This window comes from Bradyrhizobium sp. NAS80.1, from assembly GCF_001908205.1.
Lineage (GTDB): Bacteria > Pseudomonadota > Alphaproteobacteria > Rhizobiales > Xanthobacteraceae > Bradyrhizobium.
The window spans coordinates 1-25,595 of sequence record NZ_LGHL01000162.1; the positions used below are offsets into that span (position 1 = coordinate 1).

General features: G+C 64.9%; 19 protein-coding genes and 1 pseudogene. 11 read left to right on the forward strand and 9 right to left on the reverse strand.

The features are described from left to right. Positions 1-71 precede the first annotated feature (71 nt). Positions 72-935 carry a hypothetical protein gene (locus AC629_RS32125; RefSeq protein ID WP_084808833.1) on the forward strand — a complete coding sequence of 288 codons (864 nt, stop codon included), beginning with the start codon at positions 72-74 and terminating at the stop codon, positions 933-935. 153 nt (positions 936-1,088) lie between these two features. Here AC629_RS32125 and AC629_RS32130 read toward each other — a convergent pair whose 3' ends face one another. Then, entirely contained in the window at positions 1,089-2,204 is a 1,116-nt protein-coding gene (locus AC629_RS32130; RefSeq protein WP_245332057.1) for a tyrosine-type recombinase/integrase, read from the reverse strand. A 109-nt stretch (positions 2,205-2,313) separates the two neighbouring features. Beyond that, positions 2,314-2,490, reverse strand: coding sequence for a hypothetical protein (locus AC629_RS49135; RefSeq protein WP_245332058.1), 177 nt, complete (start codon positions 2,488-2,490; stop codon positions 2,314-2,316). Between the two features lie 753 nt (positions 2,491-3,243). Between AC629_RS49135 and AC629_RS32135 the strand changes: the two genes are divergently transcribed. Both AC629_RS32135 and AC629_RS32140 read left to right on the forward strand, forming a co-directional pair. Beyond that, entirely contained in the window at positions 3,244-4,734 is a 1,491-nt protein-coding gene (locus AC629_RS32135; protein WP_084808834.1) for an amidohydrolase family protein, read from the forward strand. A 3-nt stretch (positions 4,735-4,737) separates the two neighbouring features. Continuing rightward, on the forward strand, positions 4,738-5,667 hold the full coding sequence (locus AC629_RS32140; RefSeq protein WP_084808835.1) for a CobW family GTP-binding protein: 930 nt from the start codon (positions 4,738-4,740) through the stop codon (positions 5,665-5,667). A 596-nt stretch (positions 5,668-6,263) separates the two neighbouring features. Here the strand turns inward: AC629_RS32140 and AC629_RS32150 are convergent. Beyond that, positions 6,264-6,641, reverse strand: a complete 378-nt coding sequence (locus AC629_RS32150; protein ID WP_084808848.1) for a tautomerase family protein — start codon at positions 6,639-6,641, stop codon at positions 6,264-6,266. A 180-nt stretch (positions 6,642-6,821) separates the two neighbouring features. On the opposite strand from AC629_RS32150, the gene AC629_RS32155 reads away from it, so the two are divergent. The 3 genes from AC629_RS32155 to AC629_RS32165 all read left to right on the forward strand — a co-directional run bounded on the left by AC629_RS32155 (position 6,822) and on the right by AC629_RS32165 (position 12,878). After that, positions 6,822-7,421, forward strand: coding sequence for a TetR/AcrR family transcriptional regulator (locus AC629_RS32155; RefSeq protein ID WP_084808849.1), 600 nt, complete (start codon positions 6,822-6,824; stop codon positions 7,419-7,421). A 190-nt stretch (positions 7,422-7,611) separates the two neighbouring features. Beyond that, a complete protein-coding gene (locus AC629_RS32160) occupies positions 7,612-10,914 on the forward strand; it encodes an acetyl-CoA carboxylase family protein (protein WP_084808836.1) in 3,303 nt (1,100 codons plus the stop codon). A gap of 95 nt (positions 10,915-11,009) precedes the next feature. Beyond that, positions 11,010-12,878, forward strand: coding sequence for a sigma-54-dependent Fis family transcriptional regulator (locus AC629_RS32165; protein ID WP_084808837.1), 1,869 nt, complete (start codon positions 11,010-11,012; stop codon positions 12,876-12,878). Positions 12,879-13,085: 207 nt separating this feature from the next. On the opposite strand, the gene AC629_RS32170 is transcribed toward AC629_RS32165, so the two are convergent. Both AC629_RS32170 and AC629_RS32175 read right to left on the reverse strand, forming a co-directional pair. Beyond that, positions 13,086-13,640 carry a flavin reductase family protein gene (locus AC629_RS32170; protein ID WP_143199604.1) on the reverse strand — a complete coding sequence of 185 codons (555 nt, stop codon included), beginning with the start codon at positions 13,638-13,640 and terminating at the stop codon, positions 13,086-13,088. A 115-nt stretch (positions 13,641-13,755) separates the two neighbouring features. After that, a complete protein-coding gene (locus AC629_RS32175; protein WP_084808838.1) occupies positions 13,756-14,853 on the reverse strand; it encodes an LLM class flavin-dependent oxidoreductase in 1,098 nt (365 codons plus the stop codon). 218 nt (positions 14,854-15,071) lie between these two features. Between AC629_RS32175 and AC629_RS32180 the strand changes: the two genes are divergently transcribed. The 3 genes from AC629_RS32180 to poxB all read left to right on the forward strand — a co-directional run bounded on the left by AC629_RS32180 (position 15,072) and on the right by poxB (position 18,449). Continuing rightward, positions 15,072-15,986, forward strand: coding sequence for a 2-dehydro-3-deoxygalactonokinase (locus AC629_RS32180; RefSeq protein ID WP_084808839.1), 915 nt, complete (start codon positions 15,072-15,074; stop codon positions 15,984-15,986). Between the two features lie 13 nt (positions 15,987-15,999). Beyond that, a complete protein-coding gene (locus AC629_RS32185; protein WP_084808840.1) occupies positions 16,000-16,632 on the forward strand; it encodes a 2-dehydro-3-deoxy-6-phosphogalactonate aldolase in 633 nt (210 codons plus the stop codon). Between the two features lie 80 nt (positions 16,633-16,712). Beyond that, positions 16,713-18,449 (forward strand): ubiquinone-dependent pyruvate dehydrogenase, encoded by a 1,737-nt coding sequence (poxB, locus tag AC629_RS32190; RefSeq protein ID WP_084808841.1) that lies wholly within the window; start codon positions 16,713-16,715, stop codon positions 18,447-18,449. Here the strand turns inward: poxB and AC629_RS32195 are convergent. After that, positions 18,446-18,811, reverse strand: a complete 366-nt coding sequence (locus AC629_RS32195; protein WP_084808842.1) for a hypothetical protein — start codon at positions 18,809-18,811, stop codon at positions 18,446-18,448. The two genes, poxB and AC629_RS32195, sit on opposite strands and share 4 nt — an antisense overlap. 68 nt (positions 18,812-18,879) lie before the next feature. Beyond that, positions 18,880-19,788, reverse strand: coding sequence for a PaaI family thioesterase (locus AC629_RS32200; RefSeq protein ID WP_084808843.1), 909 nt, complete (start codon positions 19,786-19,788; stop codon positions 18,880-18,882). A gap of 148 nt (positions 19,789-19,936) precedes the next feature. On the opposite strand from AC629_RS32200, the gene AC629_RS47200 reads away from it, so the two are divergent. After that, positions 19,937-20,254 carry a hypothetical protein gene (locus AC629_RS47200; protein WP_084808844.1) on the forward strand — a complete coding sequence of 106 codons (318 nt, stop codon included), beginning with the start codon at positions 19,937-19,939 and terminating at the stop codon, positions 20,252-20,254. Positions 20,255-20,338: 84 nt separating this feature from the next. Here AC629_RS47200 and AC629_RS32210 read toward each other — a convergent pair whose 3' ends face one another. Continuing rightward, a complete protein-coding gene (locus AC629_RS32210) occupies positions 20,339-21,808 on the reverse strand; it encodes an amidase (RefSeq protein WP_084808845.1) in 1,470 nt (489 codons plus the stop codon). A 110-nt stretch (positions 21,809-21,918) separates the two neighbouring features. Then, a pseudogene (locus tag AC629_RS32215) lies at positions 21,919-22,308 on the reverse strand (ring-opening amidohydrolase); the annotation flags it as partial. Between the two features lie 510 nt (positions 22,309-22,818). On the opposite strand from AC629_RS32215, the gene AC629_RS32220 reads away from it, so the two are divergent. Further along, on the forward strand, positions 22,819-25,158 hold the full coding sequence (locus AC629_RS32220) for a Tex family protein (RefSeq protein ID WP_084808846.1): 2,340 nt from the start codon (positions 22,819-22,821) through the stop codon (positions 25,156-25,158). Positions 25,159-25,595: the final 437 nt, after the last annotated feature.

The window sequence follows — 25,595 nt, forward strand, 5'->3', positions numbered from 1 at the left end:
TGATGGCGCTATCCCGGGAGCAGGTATTTCGAATAGATCTGAAATGGGTTTAGTCCGACGCAGGTTGGTAGATGAACGAAATAAACATTGGCGAGAGATCAGGCCAAAAGAAGAAGACCGTCCTTTCGTTTACAGAGTTCTTGGAGAACTCGCCAGCAATCGACGATCTCACCGAGGTTTCGGATGCACTCACGAATGACGACTACGGTCGTTGGATGTTGGCCGCGCCTGCAATAGTTCTGAACTGCTCGCACGAGGCGTGCAGCGGCAAACGCGTGCATCGCCTCACGGACGGCAATCGATACCTTCCGGACAAGGCTCCTTTAACGACTTACTTGACCTACCTGTGCTCGAATTGTCGGCGCAAGACCAAGATATTCTCGTTGCTAGTAGAAGCGAATAGCGCGGCTCCACCGGCAGCCATGTGTGCCAAGTTCGGCGAACGTCCCAAATTTGGCTCACCAACGTCGAACCGGCTGCTCCGGTTGTTCGGTAATGATAGTCAAGTCTTTCTAAAAGGACGTCAATGCGAGAACCACGGTCTTGGTATCGGTGCGTTCAGCTATTATCGGCGGGTCGTAGAAGGCCACAAGGATCAACTCTTCGATCAGATCATCAAGGTGGCCACAAAGATCGCACCGGATACTGTTGCAAGTCTCGAAAAAGCGAAAGGGATGCATAGTTTTCTGAATGCGCTTGAAAGCGTGAAGGACGCGTTTCCACAGGGGCTGCTGATCAATGGCCACAACCCGCTGCTGCTATTGCATTCGGCCTTAAGTCAAGGTCTGCACGCTCAAAGCGATGAGCAGTGCCTCCAATCAGCTCATGACATCCGGATGGTCCTTGCCGAACTCGTAGACCGAATGGGACAACTCCTCAAAGACGAAGTTGAGTTGGCGGCGGCTGTGGCTCGCCTAACAAAGAAAGCGAACTAGAGCCAAGGAGCAATTCCGGGGGGCCTAACGCCGAAGCTGCGAGAAGTTTTCGACCCGGCAGCAGCCAATTGAAGCGTCCATGATGCTTCGTAATGCCGGCCAGCTTCGCGCTGGCCGGCTAACTAACTCCCGAACTGCTTTCGGGGATCGCTATCAGGCTATGAGCCGTACCCGATCCTGCTCGACAGCCTTTGCTGCTGACTTGCCGATGATTCGCCGCAACTCAGCCGCGACGCCATCCAACACCGCACGCTTCTCCTTCATCCGCTTGGAATGGTTGTAGACCTTGCCCGTGACGCTCGGCACGACGACCTCGGCCTTCTTGCTAGCGGTATGATCGAGGCATTTTGCAATCCATGCGTCGTCAAATCCGAGATCACCCGCAAGCGTCGCGCTGGTCCTGCGCAGGTCGTGCGGCGTGAACGGCTTGAGACCGAGCAGCTGGCAGATGCCGGGCGTCCTCACCTTGCCCTTACGCTTGTCCCCACGCAGTGCGTCAGCCATGGCTTTCCGATGCAACGGCTTATCGCCGAGCGGGGAGGCGAAGACGAATTGCTTGTTCGATCCCCGCAAGGCTTCCTTGATGATCTCGACCGCGAGATCGGACAGCGGCTGCTGGATCACGCGGCGCTTTTTTACCCGCTTGAGCGGTACATCAAAGCGCGGGTTCTCGCCGTCAAGGTCGAAGAGTTCGTCCCGGTGCGCGCCGAGCAGTTCGCTCGACCGCAGCATGGTCACAAGCTCGAACTTCAGCGCCAGCCGCGTCCTGCGATCCCATGACTGCATCAAGTCCTCATCGTCGAGGCCATGCCAGAATATCCTAATCTCGTCTTCGGAAAGAACGCGGGTGCGGGCATGCTCCGCATCGAGCTTCGGCAGATTGACGCAAGGCGACGCGCTGACGTAATCGCGGCCCGCCTCAGCCGCCCAATTGAACAGGGCACTGGCCGCCTTCCGCATGTGCCGCGCATTGCTGACCGAAGGTTTGCCGAACTCACCCGCGACGATATCGTTCGAGAGCGTCGCGATGTCATTCTTGGTGACCTCTCGCGCCAGCTTCTTGCCGAGCCGGGCACTAAGGAAGCGGCGCAGATGGCTGGCAGTGTTCTCCCACGCCTCCAGCCGGGGCCGCATCTCGCCGTCCGGCTTGCGGACGGGCGTCTTCATCCAGTCGATCCGCTCCTCGATGATCTCGGAGACGGTCTTGCCGTTCTGCGCGGCCTTCGCCTTCTGGTCGCGGAAGGTCTCGGCGAGCGCATCGCCGCCCATGCTCTTGAGGCCGTAGACTTTGCTGCGGGCGTCCTCGACCGTGAGGGTCTCCGAATTGTAGATGCCGAGCCAGCCGGTGCGCTGCTTGCCAGTCTGCCGGTCGGTGAACTTAAAGTAGAACGTCGCGACGCCCCCCCGTGGTGATGCTGACGTAGAGGCCGGGGCATTTGCGGTCGTAGAATTTGACCCGCTTGGCGACCCGCTTTTCGCAGAGGCGGTCGGTTAGAATGACGCTGCTATTGCGGCCGCGCTTGCCTGCGGGTTCGGTTGTCGTGGTAGTATCCATCGTGGTTTCAGCTCCGATAAGTTGGACCATCGGGCTCGGCTTTTGGGATTTTCAGCTTGTCGTGCGGACCGCTGAGAGGCTTAGGGCCGGGCCCTATTTTTGGCGAAGCGCGCTGAAACGCCGTGGATCAGGGTAGTCGAAAAGACCTTATTTTAAAGGGCTTTCTTAGTTTCGGCGTGTTTCACCGAATGCCAAAATATAGACGTGTGGTCCTGGCCGTCGTTGCTACAGTCAAGCCTTTGCGAAGGCGTCATCGCGTCAACCGGCGTGATGGGCGTGAATTTCGCGAGGTGACGGAGGCAAAAGGAATTCGTCTCCGGGGAGATCGTCAAACCACTGCGCAGGGAAGGCCTGGTCTCGGCTGCCCTGTGTCTCCCCTGTGCATTGCGTGCGCAATATTTTCGCATAGGGGCTCTATGGGTGCCAGCCGGCGCCCGGTCTTCCCTGCGCCCTTTCCTTAGGACGGGTGTGACGAGAAGCACAACTCGGGCAAATCATGCCGCGAGGACGCGGGCGCGTGTCAATTGTCATGCGAATTGACGAGGCGGTGTTGCTGCGCTGTGGCCCCGATTACTCTCAGTTCTTGCCGACCTCCCGTGCGAGCATGCTGCATCGGCATCGACGGAGGTGGTCGTTCCCTCCAAAATCTGGCTCTATGCGCGCAGAGATGGTACGCGATGCGGGCCGGTTCTCTGCCTCCAACTGCTGCCGGGCCTTTGGAGGCCATGGCTTTCTGCATTCGGGAGTTTTGATATGAGCGGCTTGGTGATCTCTGGCGGCCGGGTGGTGGATCCGGCGAGCGGCATGGATGCCGTCGGCGATGTGGCGGTCGTGGACGGCAAGATCGCCGCGGTCGGCTCCTCGCTCGGCAGTGCCGAGCGGGTGATCGACGCGACCGAGCTCGTGGTCGCGCCGGGCTTCATCGATTTGCACGCGCATGGCCAGTCGATCCCCGCCGACCGCATGCAGGCGTTCGACGGCGTCACGACGACGCTCGATCTCGAGGCCGGCGTGCTGCCGGTCGCGTCATGGTATGAGCGCCAGGCCCGGAAGGGTCGCGTGCTCAACTACGGCGCCGCCGCCAACTGGGCCTTTGCGCGCATCGGCGCGATGACGGGCTCCAATGCGGAAAGCTCGCTGGAGGCGTTCGGCAATGCCATGCGCGATCGCCGCTGGATCGAGAACGTCGCGAGCGATACGGAGGTGTCAGGCATTATCGAGCGCCTCGCGCGCGGCCTCAACGAGGGCGGCATCGGCATCGGCATTTTGAACGCCTACGCGCCGGGCGCCGGCGTCCAGGAATTGACCGCGGTGTGCCAGCTCGCGGCGAAGCAGGACGTGCCGACATTCACCCATGTCGCCTTCATGTCGCGCATCGATCCTGAAAGCGCGGCGGAAGCCTATATTCGCCTGATCGGCTATGCCGGCGCCACTGGCGCGCATATGCACATCTGCCACTTCAACTCGTCCAGCAAGACGGACGTCGAACGTTGCCGCGTGCTGATCGAGCAGGCGCAGGCGCAGGGCCTCCCCATCACGGTCGAGGCCTATCCCTATGGCACCGGCTCGACCGTGCTGGCGGCGGCCTTCTTCAGTGATCCCCAGTTCGTTGAGCGCAACGGCACCGGTTATGATTCCGTGCAGCGCGTGACCGACGGCTATCGTTTCCACGACCGCGAGGAGCTGCTGAAGGCACAGGCCGAAGAGCCGTCCTCGCTGGTGCTCTGGCACATCCTCGACACCGAGAACAATGCGCATCACCGCGATCTCCTCGACATGTCGGTACTCTATCCCGGCGGAGCGATTGCCTCTGACGCGATGCCGTGGACGTTGTCGGACGGCCGCACCTACACCGGCGATGCCTGGCCGCTGCCTGATGACGCCACCTCGCATCCGCGCTCGGCCGGCTGCTTCACCCGCTTCATCCGCGAATGGGTGCGCGAGCGCAAGGCGGTGTCGCTGCTCGAAGGCATCCGCAAATGCGCGCTGATCCCGGCGGAGATCCTCGCGCAGAGCACGCCCGCGATGCGTGCCAAGGGCCGGCTCGCAAAGGACGCCGATGCCGATATCGTCGTGTTCGACTACGAGAAACTCAGCGACCGCGCGACCTTCACGGCAATGAACCGCCCCTCGGAAGGCGTGCGCCATCTGATCGTCAGCGGCCAGCCGCTGATCAGCGACGGCGTGCTGGATGTGGCGGCGCGGCCCGGCCGACCCGTGCGCCGACCCGTCGTCGAGGGCTGAGGCATGCCGGTCCCCATTCTCCTGGTGACGGGCTTCCTGGGGGCAGGCAAGACGACTGTCGTGAACCATCTGCTGGCGCATGCAGACGGGCGGCGGATCGCCACCGTCGTCAACGATTTCGGCGCGATCAATATCGACGCGGAGCTGATCGCGGGCGCGAGCGACGGCGTGGTGAGCCTAAGCAACGGCTGCATCTGCTGCTCGCTCGAAGGCGATCTGTTGCGCACGCTCTCAACCCTGCTCCGGCGTGATCCGAGGCCTGAGTACATCGTCATCGAGACCAGCGGCGTCGCCGATCCCGCCGACATCGTGCGCAATTTGATGGACCCGGTGATCCTGCGCGAGACGCCGCTTGAGACGGTGCTTTGCGTGATGGACGCGTCGGCATCGCCGGCCGCCCTCGACGACGCGCTGGTGCGCTCTCAGCTCAGGGCGGCCGACGTGGTGGCGCTGAGCAAGATCGATCTGGCGGACGAGGGGGCCGGTGCGCGAATGCGCGAGGCGATCCGCGCGCTACGCTCACCCGCCGTGGTGGTTGACGCGCTGCATGGCGAGATACCCTCCGCACTTCTGTTTCCCGCGGATGTGGCGCGCGCGCCCGCGCCACGCGAGCCGGGGCCGCGACGACCAGCAGAGGAACGCTTCGAGACGCTGAGCTGGACGTCGGACCAGCCGCTCTCGCTGCCGCGTTTGCAGCAAGCGATCAATCGCTTGGCGCCGAAGCTCGCGCGCGCCAAGGGCCTGTTCGAGACCGTCGAGCAGCCCGGGCGGCCGATGGTGCTTCAATTCGCCGCGGGCCGCGCGACACTCGCGCCGCGCCAAGCGCCAGCCGCAGGCGTGCCGCGAGCCAGGATCGTCTTCATCGCCGAGCTCGGCGTTCTCTCGAAGGCCGAGCTTGATGCAATCATGGAGACGTGCGCTGCGCGGGGATGATGTGCGTTCGATGTCCAGCGCGTTCGACGAAGTACAGCATTGCTGCAACGCGCAGCCTGCGTCTTCCTAAAGACAAAAACGCGCGAGAGTTTTCGATTCGTTTGATTATGGAAGGAAATGAAAATGCGTCGATCATTCGGAGTTGGACTGCTTGCCGTTGCGCTGGCGTGGCCGCTCGATGCAACGATCCTGATGTCATCTGCGAGTGCGGAGCCGGCTGCGCTGGTCACCGATTTCAGTGCGCAGCGGCATGGGGGTGGCGGTGGCCATCGCCCTGGTGGTGGTCGTCCGCCCGGCGCCCATAGGCCGACACCCCGCCCACCGGGCGCGCATCGTCCACCGGGAGCACACCGTCCACCCGGCGCACACCGTCCGCCAATCCATCGGCCGCATCATCCCTGGGTTCGGCCGCCGCGCTATTCCTGGCGCCCGGGCGGTGCGATTGCCGCGGGAGCAGCGCTTGGCTTCGTTGCGGCGGCAACCGCAGCCGCGTGGGCCGGGCAACCGCCGGCGCCGGGCCTGTGCTGGTACTACACCGACTTCACGCGAACCCAGGGCTTCTGGGATCGGTGTCCATAAAAATCTCGGCAGCGGCCTCACGCAAATTGCGCGAGGCCGTGGCCGACGGACCAGTTCTCCTTGGGCGCGTCGAGCACGTTGACGAACACGTCCTCGGGCCGGATGCCCGGGTTCTCGCCGAGCAGGTCCGCGATCCGGCGATACAGCGCCTTCTTCTGCTCCGCGGTGCGCGAGGTGAACACGGTGATCTGGATCAGCACGGCGTCGTCGCTCCGCTTGACGCCATAGGCATTGCCGCAGCGGAAGTTTGCGGGCTCAAGCTCGCTGATGGTCATGAACTCGTCGCCCTCGGGCACGTTCAGCGCTTCGCGCATGGCGCGGTAGAGGCCGTCGAGGATCGCCTGCCGGTAGGCTTCCGGTTTTCCGGCGCGCATCGAGATGTGGAGGAGAGGCATCGCGCGTCCCTTTGCATGCTGGCCTGAATCGCCAAGGCGCATATGCGCGCCGGCGGTTCAGCTCGTTGACGAAACGGGCTATCAATCCCAATTAGTTTTTGACACGATGTCTAGAAAGCATATTCTTGACATCGTGTCGAATACTTCATGGGGCCCGACTGCCGGGCAGAGGAGCAAGATTTGAGACCGCGCGAGTTCGACCACGACGACGTCCTGCGCATTGCGTTCGATCAGTTCTGGCGCAAGGGCGTGCGCGGCACGTCGCTGTCGGACATCGCGCGCGATGCCGGCGTCCAGCGCGGCAGTCTCTACAATGCGTTCGGCAGCAAGGAGGCGCTGTTCCTCCAGGCCTATGAGCGCTACGCGGGCGACTATCTCGTCGCCCTGCAAAAGGCGCTCAGCACGGGCTCATTGCGAAAACGCCTCACTGCGTTCTTCGACCTGACCATCACCAACTTCCGCTCCGGCTCGCCGCCGCGCGGGTGTCCAACCACGCGCGGATTGATGGAGCTCGGCGCGGCCGAAGGCGAGGGGTTGGACGAAGAAGCGCGCCAGGCCTTTGCGAACCTCGTGTCGCGCGCCACCGCCCTAGTCCAGGACACGTTGTCGGCCGGCGCCGAGCGCGGCGAGTTCAACGGCAACCCTGCAGCTGCAGCGCTGCACATCATCACGGTGACGCGCGGCCTCGCCGTGCTCGAACGTGCCTTCGGCGATGAGCCCCAGCTTCGCAAGATCGCCGCTCACACGATCGATCTCGTGCTCGACAAGAAGGGCGGCTAGGCAGGAATGTCAGAACGACGACCCGTGGTCGCCGCCAGGGTCGTCTGGAGGTTTCATGGAAATATTCCGGCCCGCGGGACCGGCTGTCGCGACTGGCTGTCCCGCTCTTGACGGCTGCGTTTAAAGTGAAGAAGCAGGATGATCGAACCTGCCGACCCGCGCCTCGTTTCGCGGGCATGGAGACCGTTGCATGTCGTTCAAAAAACTCCTGATCGCCAATCGCGGTGAGATCGCCATCCGCATCGCGCGTGCCGCGGCCGACGCAGGCATCGCGACAGTGGCGATCCACCCCGCCGACGATGCGCTGTCGCTGCATGTGCGCGTTGCCGATGAAGCGATCGAAATCCCCGGCCGTGGCGCGCGGGCCTATCTCGACGTCGACGCCGTGGTGAGGGCGGCGAAAAGCGCCGGCTGTGATGCCGTGCATCCCGGCTATGGTTTCCTCAGCGAGAACGCCGCCTTCGCAAAGGCCTGCGCCGACGCAGGTATCGCCTTCGTCGGGCCGAAGCCGGCTGCACTCGAACTGTTCGGTGACAAGGTCGCCGCGCGCCAGCTCGCAAAGCGTTGCGGTGTGCCGATCATCGCCGGCACCAGCGGCCCGTCGTCGCTGGAAGAGATCACGGCGTTCTTCCATTCGCTCGGCAGCCATGCGGCGATCGTGATCAAGGCGATGGCCGGCGGCGGCGGCCGCGGCATGCGCGTCGTGGAGAAGGCGGCCGATCTCGCGGAGGCCTATGCGCGCTGCCAGTCCGAGGCCAAGGCGGCGTTCGGATTCGATGGCGTCTATGCCGAGCGGCTGATCCGGCAGGCTCGCCACATCGAGGTGCAGATCATCGGCGACCGCCACGGCGCAATCTCGCATCTCTGGGAGCGCGAATGCACCATCCAGCGCCGGCACCAGAAGCTGATCGAGGTGGCGCCAAGCCCCTCGCTGAGCGATTCCTTGCGCGGTCGTATCATCGAAGCGGCGAAGCAGCTCGCGGCGGCTGCGTCTTACGACAATCTCGGCACGTTCGAGTTCCTGGTCGACGGCAGTGCCGAGGACAGCTTTGCCTTCATCGAGGCCAATCCGCGGCTCCAGGTCGAGCATACCGTGACTGAAGAAGTGCTCGGCCTCGACCTCGTCCGCGCCCAACTCGCGGTCGCCGCGGGGGCATCGCTTGCTTCCCTCGGCCTTGCGCAGGGGGCGATCCCGAAGCCGCGCGGCTATGCGATGCAGCTCCGCGTCAACATGGAAACGCTTGACGAGCTAGGGGCGACGCATCCGACCGGTGGCGTGCTTGCCGTGTTCGAGCCGCCGTCGGGGCCGGGTGTCCGCGTCGATAGCTTTGGCTATGCCGGCTACAAGACCAGCGCCGCTTTCGACTCGCTGCTCGCAAAGGTCATCGTGCATACGCCTGGTGAAACCTGGCACGACGTCGTCGCCAAGGCCTCGCGCGCCTTGCGCGAATTCAGGATCGACGGCGTCGTCACCAATATCGCCTTCCTCCAGGCCCTGCTCGCACATCCCGATTTCAGGACCAATCGCATCGCAACCGATTTCATCGACCGCAATATCGCAAAGCTGGTCGAGGCGGCCGATGGTGCGGCCAAGCCGCTCTACTTTGCCGCGACCGAGCGTACTGGCCACGGCGCGGAGGCTCACGTCGCGCAAGCCGTGCCCGAGGGCGCGGTGATGGTCGCAGCGCCGTTGCAAGGAACCATCGTCACCATCCAGGTAAAGGAAGGCGAGATCGTGCGCCCCGGCCAGCAGCTCGCCGTGATCGAGTCCATGAAGATGGAGCATCTGGTCATGGCCGAGCAGGGTGGCCGCGTCATGAAGCTCGTCGCAAGCGACGGCGTCACGCTGATGCACGGCGAGCCGATCATGTATCTGGAGCCGCTCGACGTCGCGGCCGATGCATCGGCAACAGAAACCGACATCGACCTCGACCACATCCGCCCTGATCTTGCCGAGCTGATCGCCCGCCAGGCCAACACGCTCGATTTAAACCGGCCGACCTCGGTCGAGCGCCGCCGCAACACCAACCAGCGCACCGCCCGCGAGAACGTCGCACAGCTCGTCGACGAGGGCTCCTTCATGGAATATGGCAGCCTCGCGATCGCAGCGCAGCGCCGCCGCCGCAAGCTGGACGATCTCATCAAGAACACGCCGGCTGACGGCCTCGTCATGGGCGTCGCCACGGTGAATGCCGAGAAGTTCGGCCCGGAGGCCGGGCGCTGCATCGTCGTGGCCTATGACTACACCGTGCTCGCGGGCACGCAGGGCCACATGAACCACAAGAAGATCGACCGCATGCTGACGCTGGCGGAAGACTGGCGCGTCCCGCTGGTGTTCTACGCCGAAGGCGGCGGCGGCCGGCCCGGCGACACCGACCGGCTCGGCATGACCGGGCTCGACGGCCCGTCCTTCGTGCAGTTCGCAAGACTCTCCGGCCTCGTGCCGGTGGTTGGTGTGGTCTCCGGCTATTGCTTTGCCGGCAACGCCGCGATGCTCGGCTGCTGCGACGTCATCATCGCCACCAAGAACGCCTCCATCGGCATGGGCGGCCCCGCGATGATCGAGGGCGGCGGCCTCGGCGTCTATCATCCGGCCGAGGTCGGCCCGGTCTCGTTCCAGGCGCCGAACGGCGTCATCGACATCCTTGTCGAGGACGAGGAGGAGGCGACGCGCGTCGCGCAAAAATACCTGTCCTATTTCCAGGGCGCGGTGACGGAGTGGCAAGCGGCCGATCAGCGCCTGCTTCGCCGCGCGATCCCCGAGAACCGCCTGCGCGTCTACGATATCCGCAGCGTGATCGATCTCGTCGCGGATAAGGATTCCGTGCTGGAGCTGCGCCGCGACTACGGCGTCGGCATGATCACCGCGCTGATCCGCATCGAGGGCAAGCCGTTCGGCCTCATTGCCAACAACCCGCGCCACCTCGGCGGCGCGATCGATGCCGACGCCGGTGACAAGGCCGCGCGCTTCCTCCAGCTCTGTGACGCCTTCGACTTACCCGTCGTCTCGCTGTGCGACACGCCCGGCTTCATGGTCGGCCCGGAAGCCGAGAAGACCGCAATCGTGCGCCACGTCTCGCGTATGTTCGTGACAGGCGCCAGCCTCACCGTGCCGCTATTCGGCATCGTGCTGCGCAAGGGCTACGGGCTGGGTGCGCAGTCGATGATCGGCGGCGGCTTCCACGCCTCCTTCTTCACTGCGGCCTGGCCGACCGGTGAGTTCGGCGGCATGGGATTCGAAGGCTATGTCCGCCTCGGCTTCCGCAAGGAGATGGAGGCGATCGCCGACCCCGAGGAGCGCGAGACCTACTATCGCAACAAGGTCGCCGAGCTCTACGCCAACGGCAAGGCGGTCTCGATTGCCTCGGTGTTCGAGATCGACAACGTCATCGACCCCGCCGAAACACGCCGCTGGATCATGGCGGGCCTGCGTTCGGTGCCGAAACCGCCCGCGCGAACGGAGAAGAAGCGACCCTGCATCGACACGTGGTGAGGGCGGTGCAGCAATAGCTGCGTCCCGGTTCCCGATTGACATCCCCGCCCGTGCTGCCAGACTTTGCGCAATAATACAGGGTGGAGACGTCCGCGATGGCCAGCCTCTCGGCCTCGAACCATGTCGCCCGTGTCTTGTCCGTCGCCAATCACGTGGCCGACGTCGATGCGGAGTCACGGATCGCGACATCCTGGCGGCGCTGCCTGATCAGCCACAAGCTCGATCCTGCCCGTCAGGGGCCGCCGCAGACGCTCACCGAGGCCGAAGTCCGCCACGTCGCCGAGCCCATGGAGGGAACGATCAGGCTCCTCACGCCGGAGCTTGACGATCTCGCCCGCGTGCTGCGTGACGCGGGCTATTGCGTCAATCTCGCTGATGCGAACGCGACCATGCTGTTCAGCCGCCTGCCGGGCGAGGCCGACGCAAGAATGTTCATGGACTGGAAGATCTACACCGGCTCGAATTTTGCGGAAGCCTTTGAGGGCACCAACGGGCTCGGCACCGCGCTTGCCGAGCAGAAGCCGATCCTGGTCCATCGTGACGAACATTTTCGTGCGCAGTGGCACATGTTCTCCTGCGCCGTGGCGCCGCTGTTCGACCACGCCGGCCGTCTCGCCGGCGCCGTCAACATCACCTCCTGCCGCGAGGACCTCGAACGCGCCGCGCATCAGCTTGCGCTGGCCGTGACGATGGAGGCGACGCGGCGAATGGAAGGCGCGATCTTCCGCGGCCATTTCCGCAACGCCTGGATCGCGACGGTGCCGGGTGACGGCGGCAGCGGCCTGCTCGCCTATGACGACGATCGCCGCATCGTCGGCGCCTGCCGCTCGGCGCGTGCGCTGCTGGGCCTGACCGACGGCATGATCGCATCCGGTATCGATTTGTCGCGCTATATCAAGTTCGACCACCACGCCGCCCGCAATGCGGACCAGATCGTCGAGCTGCGCCGCGCCGACGGCAGTCCTTTGGGCAGGGCCCAGATCGCGCCGCCGCTGCGCGCCAGGTCCTCCATGCGGCCCCCTGCGCCGCGCCGCGATGCGCCGGTCGATCGCTTCGACGCGCTGCACCGGCTCGCCGGCCGCGATCCCGGCCTGATCAGAAGCGTGAAGCGGCTGAGAAGCATCGGCGATCACAATCTGCCGGTGCTGCTGCATGGCGAGACCGGCGTCGGCAAGGACGTATTCGCGCGCGCCATTCACGCTGGCAGCAACCGCTCGCGCAACAATTATGTCGCGCTGAACTGCGCGGCGATGCCCGAGAGCCTGATCGATGCCGAGCTGTTCGGCTACGAGGCCGGCGCTTTCACCGGCGCGCGGCGCGACGGTTCAAAGGGCCTGATCGTGCAGGCCGATGGCGGCACGCTGTTCCTCGACGAGATCGGCGACATGCCGATCGCGTTGCAAACGCGCCTGTTGCGCGTGCTGGAAAATCGCGAGGTCTGGCCGCTCGGCGCGCTCAAGCCGCTGCCGGTTGATATCCGCCTGATCAGCGCCACGCATCGTGACCTCGGCCGCATGGCGGAACAGGGCGCCTTCCGCGCCGATCTCTATTTCCGTCTGCGCGGTATGGAGGTGCGGCTGCCGGCTTTGCGTGAACGCGCCGATCGGGACGATGTCATCCATCAGATCGCGAGCGAGGAAGCGCCGAACTGCAGCCTCTCAGACGAGGCCTGGGCGCTGCTCTCGGCCTATCCATACCCCGGCAACATGCGCCAGCTCCGCCACGTGCTGCGGCTCGCCGGCTGCACGGCGGAGGACGGCGTGATTACTGATGCCGACCTTGATCTGCCGCCGTTCGGCGGAAGGACGGCGGAGCCCGATCTCGAAGCGGCCGAGCGCGCCACGATCGTCGAAGCCCTGCGCAAGCATGGCGGCCGCGTCACCGAGGCGGCACGCGCACTGAAGCTCAGCCGGGCCACGCTGTATCGGAAGATCAAGCAGATGAAGATCGAGACGGCGCAGTAGCGTCGTTTGCTACAGACGAATCGAGGAGCGAGCCGGCGTTTTTCGCCTCTCCCCGCGCGCGGGGAGAGGCCGGATTGCATCGCCAGATGCAATCCGGGTGAGGGGGACTCTCCGCGAATCCAACTGCAACCGTCCCCGGGGAGACTCGCCCTCACCCCAACCCTCTCCCCGCAGGCGGGGCGAGGGAGCGCACCGGCGATGCGGCTCCTACGAAAAATCCGTCCAGCTCAGATGCCGCGCATCGAGGTCGCCGAGCGCCACCGCTTCGCGCATCTCCTGCGGCGTATGAAAATTGCTGCGCAGATAGACCAGCGGCGTGGCCGCAGCCAAGTGCGACGCGCCTCGTACCTCGCCGACGAAGATCGAATGCGTCCTGGTCTCGAACTCCTGCGCCAGCACGCAGTCGAACGCCGCGACAGCGTCCGTCAGCACAGGAGCGCCGGTCTCACCGCGCGTCCATTGGCCGAAGGCAAAGCGGTCGTCGCCGTTGACGCCCTTCTGGCCGCTGAAGGTGAGTGCGAGCAGGGCGTGATCCTCGTGCAGGAAGTTGATTGCGAAGGCGCTTTCCTCGCGGATGCGCGCATGGGCGCTGGCATTGCGGTTGACGCAGACGATGAGCGACGGAGGATTGTCCGAGAGCGAGCAGGCCGACGTCACCGTCAGCCCGGTGCGCTTGCCGTGCTCGGCGCCAACCGTCACCAGTGCGACGGCGCCGGCGCATTGGCGCATCGCCTGCTTGAACTCCTTTGCGTCGACCGTCACGCGGAAATCTCCGAAATTGATGCGGGTGCGACACGATTGCGCCGCACCCGGCTCTATGAGTCAAGCATGATCTCTCCGGAAAACCGCTGCGCACTTTTCCGGATCATGCATCGGGTCAAGCTGCCTTCTTCGCGGAGCCGAGATGCTTCAGGCGAGGCATCACCTCGTTCTTCAGCAGCGAGAGCGAGTGGTGCCAGGCTTCCGGCTTGTGCTTGTAGTCGAAGCCGAACACGCAGAGCACGCCGAAGCCGCCGACCTCGTCGTAGATCTTCTCGATCTTCTCGGCGACGGTCGCGGGCGAGCCGACGATCCAGTTCCGCTTGGCGCAATATTCGACGGTGACGTCGCTATCGGGCACGTCTGGCGCGTGCTTCAGATAATCCTTGAAGCCGAAATGGCCGAGCAGCGGCAGGAAGTACTCGCTCATCATCCGGCCCATCATATCGCCGGTCGAGAGCTTCCAGGCCTCCTCGTCGGTGTCGGCGACGAACACTTCGCGCACCAGACGCCAGTCCTGGCGGTCCGGTTTGCGTCCGGTCCTGGCGGCGCCTGTTACGACCGAGTCCCAATGGCTGGAGACATAGGCCGGGTTCAGGTTGAGGCTCATCGGGATGAAGCCGCGCTCGCCGGCGAGCTTCAGCGTGTCCGAGTTCTTCGACAGCCCGGCAACGCCGATCGGGGGATGCGGCGCCTGCAGAGGCTTGATGTGGGGCTTGAGGAAGTCGAACATCGTGTCCGGCTTGGTCACCGTCCAGAACTTGCCCTTGTGGGTGAAGGGCGCCGGTTCGGTCCACAGCTTCAGGATGATCTCCAGCGCCTCGCGGGTCATGTCGCGGTTCTGTCCGCTCATGCCGTCAACGTTGAACATCGCCCAGTCGCTCGGCAGGCCTGAGGCGGCAACGCCGAAATTGAGGCGGCCTTCAGAAAGATGATCCAGCATCGCGACGCGGTTGGCGAGCTCGGCCGGGTGGTGATAGGGCAGCAGGAAGCCGCCCGGGCCGATGCGCAGCTTCTTGGTCTGCATCAGTGCCTGTGCGATCAGAAGGTCAGGCGTGGGATTGGGTTCCCAGGGCGCAGTGTGGTGCTCGCCGATCCAGGCTTCCTGATAGCCGAGCTCGTCGAGCCAGCGCAGGACCTGCAGGTCCCAGTCGTGTCCTTCCTTCAAGCCGCACTCCGGCGGATGCGAAGGCATCGTGAAATAGCCGATCTCCATGGGTTTCCTCATCTGATGTTGACGCGTCTTGTTGCGCGGTTCCTGGACTTGAACAGAACACCTTCAGCAAGCGGTGTGCCAGCGCGGCTGGTGCCTCTGACCTGCGAGAAAGGGCTGGTTTGGGGCGACAATAGCCGATATCCCGGGGCGGATTTGCAGGACCTCGTCTCATTGTCGCGAGACGGCGTCTTAGCGCTGAGACGAGGACACGATTCGAAATGACCGAACCCTCCTATGTCGCGGTGGACTGGGGCACCAGCAGCTTCCGGCTGTGGCTGATCGACCGTGCCGGCCAGGTGCTGGCCGAACGCCGCAGCGGCGAGGGCATGCTGGCCGCGGCTAACGCCGGCTTCGCCGCCGTGCTGCAATCGCATCTCACTGCGGTCGAAGCGCCGGATCATCTGCCCGTTCTCGTCTGCGGCATGGCCGGCGCCCGCACCGGCTGGGTCGAGGCTGGCTATGTCGACACGCCGGCGCCGCTCTCGGCCGTCCTGAAGCAGGCCGCGCGGGTGCCGCAGGAGGCACGCGACGTCCGCATCCTGCCCGGCATCGCGCAGCGCGACGCCGGGGCGCCGGACGTGATGCGCGGCGAGGAGACCCAGTTGCTCGGCGCGCTCGGCCTCGATGCCGCCGGCGAGGCGCTGGTCTGCATGCCCGGCACGCATTCGAAATGGGTGCGCGTGAAGAACGGTACGGTCGAGCATTTTTCGACGTTCATGACCGGGGAGCTCTTCAGCGTGGTCTCGCGTGAGACGATCCTGTCACTCGCGGTTGCCGGTGCTGATGATGCCGAGGACGTTGCGAGCTTCAAGGCGGCGGTGATTGCGGCGTACAAAGCACCGGCCTTCGTGGCCAATCTCCTCTTCGGCGCGCGATCGCGGCAGCTCCTGTTCGGCGGCACGCCGGCCGCGGCGCGCGAGACGCTGTCGGGCACGTTGATCGGTGTCGAACTGGCGGCGGGCCTTTCCGGCATTGTGCCGAAAGCTGGCGTCACGCTCATCGCCTCGGGTCGGCTTGCGGTGCTGTATCGGCTCGCCTTCGACGCGCTGTCGGTGACCGTGAACCCGATCGATGCTGATGAAGCGGTTCGCCGCGGCCTGTCGATGGCGGCTGCGGCGATTTGGACGAAGTGAGAGGATTGTTGAGATGAGCGTTCCCTTTCCGCCGATGAAGCGGCCGTTAGTTGCGATCCTGCGTGGCGTGAAGCCGGAGGAGGCCGAGGCCATCGTCGGGGTGTTGATCGACGCTGGCATGACCGCGATCGAGATCCCCTTGAATTCGCCCGATCCGTTCCGTTCGATCGCCACCGCGGTGAAGCAGGCGCCGGCGGGCGTGCTGATCGGCGCCGGCACGGTGCTGACTGCCGCGGATGTTGATCGCCTCAACGATGTCGGCGGCAAGCTGATGGTCTCGCCGAATGTCGACACCGAGGTGCTGGCGCGCGCACATCAGCACGGCATGGTGACGATGCCCGGCGTGTTCTCGCCGACCGAGGCGCTGCTCGCCGCACGCTCCGGCGCGTCGAGCCTGAAGTTCTTTCCGGCAAGCGTGCTCGGTGCATCCGGCATTGCCGCGATCCGCGCCGTGCTCCCCGCCGGCGTAATGATCGCCGCCGTCGGTGGTGTCTCCGACCAGAACTTCGCCGAGTACATCAAGGGCGGCGTGACGGCGTTCGGTCTCGGCTCGAGTCTCTACAAGCCCGGCATGTCGGCCGCAGATGTGGCCGCTCGCGCGAAAGCGACGATCGCGGCCTACGATCGGGCGATTGCGAAAGACTGAGCCGGCAATAAACAAGCCGTGATGCGGTCACGGCCGCGCTTTATCCTATCTTGCTGCAGTAGCGAGATCAGGAGACCGACATGGCGATCAACAACGTGGCCGATCTGTTCGTGGCAACGCTCGAACAGGCTGGCGTCAAACGCATCTACGGCATCGTTGGCGACAGCCTGAATGGTCTCACCGAGGCGCTGCGCCGCCGTGGCACCATTGAATGGATCCATGTTCGGCACGAGGAGGTCGCGGCGTTCGCGGCCGCCGGCGAAGCCGAAATGACGGGGAGCCTTGCGGTGTGCGCGGGCTCCTGCGGCCCCGGTAATCTGCATCTGATCAACGGCCTGTTCGACGCGCATCGCAGCCGCGTCCCCGTGCTGGCGATCGCGGCGCAGATCCCATCGGCCGAGATCGGCGGCGGCTATTTCCAGGAAACCCATCCGGAAAACCTGTTCAGGGAGTGCAGCCACTATTGCGAGCTGATCTCGGATGCGAGCCAACTTCCCTTCGTGCTGGAGAATGCCATCCGCGCGGCGGTGGGCATGCGCGGCGTCGCCGTCGTCGCCATGCCCGGCGACGTCGCTTTCCGTGCGCCGCCGAAGCGCGCGCTATCGACGACGCGCGGCCTTGCGCTGTCGGCGCCGAAGGTCGTACCGGCGGCTGACGAGCTGAAGGCGCTTGCGGATCTCCTGAACGGTGCCGAGCGCATCACCCTGTTCTGCGGCCGCGGCTGTGCCGGCGCGCATGCGCTGCTGATGCAACTGGCCGAAGCGCTGAAGAGCCCGATCGTGCATGCGCTCGGCGGCAAGGAGCATGTCGAGTACGACAATCCCTACGACGTCGGCATGACCGGCTTCATCGGCTTTTCCTCGGGCTATGCGGCCATGCATGCCTGCGACGCCCTCGTGATGCTCGGCACCGATTTTCCCTACAAGCAGTTCTTCCCGACCGACTGCCAGGTCGCGCAGATCGACATCCGCCCCGAAAATCTCGGCAGGCGCTGCAGGATCGATCTCAGTCTTGTCGGCGACGTCAAGCTGACCATCGAGGCGCTGCTGCCGCTGCTGAAGACCAAGACACAGCGCAAGCATCTCGACGCTGCTATCGCGCACTACAAGAAGGCGCGTGAAGGCCTCGACTCGCTCGCCAAGGGCACGCCGGGCAGCAAGCCGATCCATCCGCAATATCTCGCAAAAGTCATCAGCGACCATGCATCTGACGATGCCGTCTTCACCGCCGATGTCGGCACGCCGACGGTATGGGCCGCGCGCTATCTCGAGATGAATGGCCGCCGCCGGCTGATCGGCTCGTTCGCGCACGGCTCGATGGCAAATGCCATGCCACAGGCGATCGGCGTGCAGGCCTCCCGGCCCGGCCGTCAGGTCATCTCGCTGTCGGGCGATGGCGGCTTCACCATGCTGATGGGCGACTTGATCACGCTGACGCAGATGAAGCTGCCGGTGAAAGTGGTCGTCTTCAACAACGGCGTGCTCGGCTTCGTCGCGCTGGAGATGAAGGCCGCAGGCTTCGTCGATACCAATGTCGATCTGGAGAACCCGGACTTCGCAGCGATGGCGCGCGCGATGGGCATCTTCGCCAAACGCGTAGAGGACCCCGGCGAGCTTCCCGGTGCCATGAAGGAAATGCTGGCGCACAACGGACCGGCGCTGCTCGACGTCGTCACCGCCAAGCAGGAGCTGTCGATGCCGCCGACTATCACGCCCGAGCAGATCAAGGGCTTCAGCCTCTGGGTCCTGCGCGCGGTGATGAACGGTCGTGGCGACGAGGTGCTCGACCTCGCCAAGACCAATCTGCTGCCGCGCTAGCCCCGCTTCGCCGATGGTAGTGTCAGCCGCTCGTGGCGGCGCTGGAAGCGGTGCCAGTGCAGCACGATGCCGATCAGCACGGCCGGGACGAAGCCGACCAGGATCAGGAAATGCGGCAGCTCCTTGGGCGAGATGAACGCCATGGCAATGTCCGAGATCAGCCACAGCGCGGCGAACATCACCGCGAAATCCGTGCGCGGGCAGCGCAGGTAGTAGAACACGGCGGTGATGACGATGGCGGGCGCGATCGCAATGCCGATCATCACCGCCGTCAGTTCCTTCGGCGTCAGCGCGTCGAGCACCATCACGGCCAGCAGCCAGAGCGCGGCGAACATGGCGATGATGTCGAGCGGATGCCGCAACCCAATACCTCTCGCAAGAAACGCGCTATCGTTGTGGCACGGACCTCCGCCGTCAAGGGAAAATACGCCTACTCCTCGTCACTTCCGGGCGTCGGCCGCAGCATGAAATGGCCAAAAGCGGTGGCGATCGGCTTGTTCGCATGGTCCTGCCAGGCCCTTGCCTCGAAGGCGACGATACGCCGGCCCTGCTTCGCGATCGACACGTTGGCAAAGGTGTCGAGGGCACGGCCGGAGCGCAGATAGTTGACAGTGAGTCCGATCGGCTTGGGCAGCGCGGCAATGCCAAGCTCGCGCCTCACGCCGACGATCGCGGTGGTCTCCAGAAAGGCGCCGGTCATGCCGCCGTGGATCGCGGGCAGGATCGGGTTGCCGATGATCTTTGGCGAGAATGGCATCGTCAGCGTGCCGTCGTTGTTGACGCGAATGCCGAGCCAGCGCGCGAACGGGCTGTTGGCGAACGGGCCGTCCGGATCTTCCGGCGCCTCAAGCGTCGGAAGGCTGCGCGAATCCATTCTGCGATCCGCAAGCATGTTGGTGCGGTTGGCGCCGATCATGAAGCAGGCGGTCGCGGTCGCGACCGGATCGTCCTCGGACTCCTGATAGGCGGTGGAGCGGACGAAGGCGATCGAACGCGTGGTGCGGTAGCAGACAGAATGCGCCTTGATGTCGAGGCCCGGCGTCGCCGGCTTCTGGTAGTCGATGCGCAGATCGAGGGTTGCGATCGCGCCCGTGCCTTCGAGCGCAAGTTGCACCGCTATGCCGCAGCTCTCGTCCAGCAGCGCGGTGACGACGCCGCCATGGAGAACGCCAGTCTCGGTGTCGCCGACGAAGACGGGACGGTAGGGCAGGCGGGACCAGGCCTCACCGGGTGCGAAGCGGTCGAGCTGGAGCCCGCTGATATGGCCGTAGTCAGAGCGGTGGCCCTTGATCGCCTCGGCGAGTTCCTCGAACGGGAGCGTGGTCAGTGAGGTGGACATGGAAACGTTCTAGACCAGTGTCGGACGCGGCGCAAAACCCCGAATACGCCTCGCACGGCAGGTCTGCCGCAGCCGGTTTGGCCTCGACAGAGCGGGCCGAAGCGCCGATGGTGGGCGTTTCGTCCGTTGACCAGTCTAAGGAGTGCCCATGGCCGACCCCGAAACGCCCGCGAACAACCAGGGGCCTGTCACCATTTCGAGCTCCAGCGCCGAGCGGGCGCCGATCATCTATTTCGACGGCGCATCCTGCTTCGGTCATCACAACGGCGCGATCCAGATCGAGCTTGCCGCGAACCTCTTGATGCCAGTCGGCGCCGCCGTCAGGGTCGACGTGGTCCAGACCGCGCATCTGCGTTGCAGCGTGGCCGCGGCGCTGGCGCTGCGCGAAGCACTCGACAAGGCGCTCGCGATGTACCAGCAGGGCCAGCAGCAGCCGACTGAGGCGATCCCGACAGTGAAGAATTGAGGCTAGCTCGGCCTCATGGATCGTGACGCGCCGCCATCGGCGGACGTCTGCCACGGATAGACCGCAAAGAAGCTGACGCCGGCCTCAGCCCACGTGCACTTTCGGCTTCTTGCCGTTGTTCCACTTGCCATCCAGCGCGCGCTCGATCTGGGCGGCGAGTTGCAGGAGCAGGCCGTCATTGGCTTGCTTGGCAATGGCCTGGATGCCGAGCGGCAGGCCGTGCTCATGGGTCGCCATCGGCATCGAGATCGCCGGCATGCCGCAAAGGTTGGCCAGCGGCGTGAAGGCGAAGTTGCGCCAGAGATTGCCGAACCAGTCCAGCACGTCTGGATTATCGGAGAGGGTGAGATACTCCCTGGTGCCGACCTTCGGTGTCGGCAGCGCCGTGACCGGCGTCAGGATCACATCCCACTGCTCGAAGAAGCTGCCGAAGCCGCGCGATGTAGTGTTGAACACCGCCTGCATCTTCGCCCGCTCGGCGAAACTCGTGTGGCGCCCGGCTTCCCAGATCCGGATGTTGACGGGCTCGACCAGATCCTCCGGCGGCCGCTCCAGTCCGCGCGCGGCCAGCATGTTGGAGATCACCACGGCAAAATTCGAGATGTAGCACGTCGTCTGCGCCTCGAACGCGGCGCGAAAATCGAGCTCCGGCAGCGCGTAGTCGACATGATGGCCGAGGCCTTCGAGGAAGCGGCCAGTCTTCTCCAACTCGGCGGCGATGTGTGGCGTTGCGGTGTAGTCGCCCCAGGTGTGCGACAGCGCGATGCGAAGTTTTGCCGGATCGCGCTTGATCATCTCGCCGTAGGGCTGCGCCGTGGTCCAGAACGGCATGAACTCGCCGGGCGCGGGCCCGCGGGCATGATCGACAAAGGCTGCGGTGTCCCGCACCGAGCGCGACTGGCAGCCCTGGATCGAGACGAGGCCGGAGAGGTCGGACATGTGTGGGGCGAGCGAGAACACGCCGCGCGAGACCTTCAATCCGATATTACCGTTGACGCCGGCGGGAATGCGGATTGAGCCGCCGCCGTCGGTTGCGTGCGCGATCGGCACCACGCCCGCCGCCACCATCGCGGCGCTTCCCGCCGACGATCCGCAGGTGGTGTAATCGGTATTCCAGGGATTGCGCGTGACGTAGACGGCCGGATTGTCGGCCGAGCTGCACACGCCGAATTCCGGCGTCGTGGTGCGCCCGATCAGGTTCAATCCGGCCTGGCGGAATTTTCCGGTCAGGAACGTGTCGGCCGCCGCGCGGTTGCCGCGCATCAAGAGCGAGCCCATTTCCTGCAGCCGGCCCTTCATGGTCGGGCCAAGATCCTTCATCAGGAACGGCAAGCCGGCGAACGGCCCGGAGAGATTGGCGCCGTCCTTCGCCGGATCGGCGATCACGTCCTCGAACAGCTCGACCACGCCCGACAGCGCCGGATTGACCTTGGCTACGCCCGCGGCCGCCTGGCGCGCCAATTCCTTCGCCGTCAGCTCGCCCTTGCGGACGCGCGCCGCCAGGGCGACGCCATCGTGCTGCGCCCATTCATTCCAGCTCATCGGCAAAGTCATGACGTCCTAATCCCCTAGATGCGGCGTCACCTTTTTCGCAAGGGCCCGCGTGAATCAACTGAGCCGGCGCGAAGGGCAGGGTTGCGCCGGGCGGAGAGGTCGCGGCGTCATTAAGACAGCCGCGCGATGACTGCAACCGGGCCGCCGCCGACGGGCCCCTGATGCTCGGCCCCACCGGAGACGCAGATCGCGCCGTTGCCGGCGAGCCCGGCGATCAAGCCGCCGACGGCCGCGCGGGCATGGCGTGTCGAGCTGATGTCGGTATCTTCCAGCATAGTGTGACGGAAGCCGCGCACGCTGCCGTTCGGCGAGGCGTCGGCCTTGGCGAAGATGTTGACGAGCGCGCGACCGGCTGCGGCCTGTGGCGTGGTGCCAAGTCCAACGCTCTCAAGTCCAACGCTCTTCAATGCCGACATGATCGCCGCGGAGTCGATGGCGTCGCTCATGACGGCATGCCCGATCTCGAATTCGCTCGCCGATGAGGCCGAGTTGCCGAGCATTGATTTCGGATCGATCGCGCCGGAGCTGATCATGGCGATGAGTCCAAGACGTTGCCCGGCGATGCTGATGACGCCGACCGATGGTGTCCGCATTACTGGTGTCCACATGGAGTTCGGTGGTCCGGCGGGTCAACCAGCCGTGGAACCGAGCTGCATGTCAAGGCGCAAGCGGTGCGCCGTCACCGTCACCCTGAGGTGCGACCCCGGCGGCGCAATAGCGCCGCTGGGCGAGCCTCGAAGGGCGACGGCCCCGCTGTCGGCCGTTCATCCTTCGAGGCTCACCCTGCGTGGCTGAGTGAGAACCTCAGGATGACGGTAACGCATCTTCGCGGACGCGAGACAGCCCGCCACACCCGGAGGATTGTGGCGAGATCGCATCGTTTCAACAAAAAATCCTCTGTCGACGGTTCCGCACCGCACCTTGATGAATCAACCCCGGTTGGTCCATAAGCGGCGTCCCGCAGCCGGTGGTTCGCCCCGCGTTGCGTGCTTGGATAGAGGGAATCTCGCGTGGCAAATATCAACCAGAAGATTGCGCAGGAGCTTGGGGTTCGGGCGGAGCAGGTCGAGGCGGCGGTGACGCTGCTCGACGGCGGCGCCACGGTTCCCTTCATCGCCCGCTACCGCAAGGAAGCGACCGGTGCGCTCGACGACGCGCAATTGCGCACCCTGGAGGAGCGCCTGGTTTACCTGCGTGAGCTCGAAGACCGCCGCAAGGCCATCCTCGAATCGGTCCGTGAGCAGGGCAAGCTCGATGCCGCGCTGGAGGCCACGATCATGGCCGCAGACAGCAAGGCGCGCCTCGAAGACATCTATCTGCCATTCAAGCCGAAGCGCCGCACCAAGGCCGAAATCGCCAAGGAGGCCGGCCTCGAGCCGCTCGCCAATCAACTGATGGCAGAGCCGGGCAACGATCCGAAGGTCGTGGCCGAAGCCTTCATCAACGCCGAGAAGGGCGTTGCGGACGGCGCTGCCGCACTCGACGGCGCCCGCGCGATCCTGGTCGAGCGCTTCGATGAAGACGCCGACCTGATTGGAAGCTTGCGCGAGGAGATGTGGACCAACGCGCGCATGGCCTCCAAGGTGCGCGACGGCAAGAAGACCGAGGGCGAGAAATTCGCCGACTATTTCGAATTCTCCGAGCCGCTGACGAAGCTGCCCTCGCACCGCATCCTCGCGATGTTCCGCGGCGAGAAGGAAGAGATTCTCGATCTCCAGATCCAGGCCGAGGCCGAAGCGCCGCCGGCGGGCGTCCCGGGCGCCTATGAACTGAAAATCATGAAGCGGTTCGGCATCGCTGACCTCAAGCGCGCCGGCGACCGCTGGCTGATCGACACGGTGCGTTGGGCCTGGCGCACCAAGATCCAGGTGCACCTCAACATCGATCTGCGCATGCGGCTGTGGAACGCGGCCGAGACCGAGGCCGTGCGCGTGTTCGCCTCCAACCTGCGCGATCTTTTGCTGGCCGCGCCCGCCGGCACGCGCGTCACCATGGGCCTCGACCCCGGCTACCGCACCGGCGTCAAGGTCGCGGTCATCGATGCCACCGGCAAGGTCGTCGATACCACAGCGATCTACCCGCACGAGCCGCAGCGGCAGTGGAACGAGTCGCTTGCGATCCTCGGCCGGCTCGCGCTGAAGCACCGCGTCGAACTGATTGCGATCGGCAACGGCACTGCGTCACGCGAGACCGACAAGCTCGCGACCGAGCTGGTCAAGGGCCTGGCCGAGCTGAAGATGACCAAGATCGTCGTGTCCGAAGCGGGCGCATCGGTCTATTCGGCCTCGGCCTTCGCCTCGGAGGAATTGCCGGGCCTCGACGTCACCTTGCGCGGCGCGGTCTCGATTGCGCGGCGGCTTCAGGATCCGCTTGCCGAGCTCGTCAAGATCGAGCCCAAGGCGATCGGCGTCGGCCAGTATCAGCACGACCTTGGCCAGGCCAAGCTCGCCAAGTCGCTCGATGCCGTGGTCGAAGACTGCGTGAACGCGGTCGGCGTCGACGTCAACACCGCCTCCGCACCGCTTCTTGCGCGCGTGTCGGGCGTGGGGTCCGGCCTTGCGCAGAGCATCGTGGCACACCGTGACGCCAACGGTCCGTTCAAGTCGCGCAAGGCGCTCAAGGAGGTGCCGCGGCTTGGGCCGAAGGCGTTCGAGCAGTGCGCGGGCTTCCTGCGCATCCTCGGTGGCGAGGATCCGCTCGATGCCTCCGGCGTGCATCCGGAAGCCTATCCGGTGGTGCGCCGAATCCTCGCAGCCACCAAGAGCGACATCAAGGCGCTGATCGGAAGCAGCGACATCGTGCGCACGCTGAAGCCGAAGGATTTCGTCGACGAGACCTTCGGTCTGCCGACCGTGACCGACATCCTGCGCGAACTTGAAAAGCCCGGCCGCGACCCGCGCCCGGCGTTCAAGGCCGCGGTGTTCAAGGAGGGCGTCGAGGAGATCAAGGATCTCCAGAAGGGCATGATCCTCGAGGGCACCGTGACCAACGTCGCTGCCTTCGGCGCCTTCGTCGACATCGGCGTGCACCAGGATGGACTGGTGCACATCTCGGCTATGTCGAAGACCTTCATCAAGGATCCGCGCGACGTGGTGAAGCCCGGTGACATCGTCAAGGTGAAGGTGCTGGACTTCGAGGTCGCGCGCAAGCGCATCTCGCTGACCCTGCGCCTCGACGACGAGGTCGGCGCCAAGAAGGACGCGCCCGGCATGCAGCGGGACAACAACTCGCGCAATGCCTCCCGCATGACCTCGTCGGCGCCGCGCAAGCAGGAATCCTCCGGCGGCGGTGCACTCGCCGAAGCGATGCGGCGGGCTGCCGAGAAGAGCGCACGCGGCAAGCCGGCGTAAGCCCGCATCTGTCTTAACCTCTCCCCGCTTTTCTGCGGGGAGAGGTCGGAATTCGCGCGCAGCGCTGATTCCAGGTGAGGGGCAGGGCACGAGGTTGACCGGATCAAAGGTCCCTCCGACTCGCACGCGCCGCCCTCCAATTCAAAGCGAATTCGCGGACGCTAGCCCCTCACCCCACTTTCTCCCCGTAAGAACGGGGCGAGGGATTGAAACAGTGGTGCATCCCTAACTTCCGCGTCAGAATCTGGCGCATTTGTAAGTTGAAGGGGACGACGCGTTCTCCTCTTCTGATCCTCCGAGTGCGGTGGGGTGACCACCGCACGGCAAGGAGGATTTTCTGATGAACAACAGGCTTCTCACGGGCCTCGTCGCGGCGGCACTTGCTGCGACGCTGGCAGTCGCGTCGCCCGTTCTCGCGCGCGGCGGCGGCGGTGGCG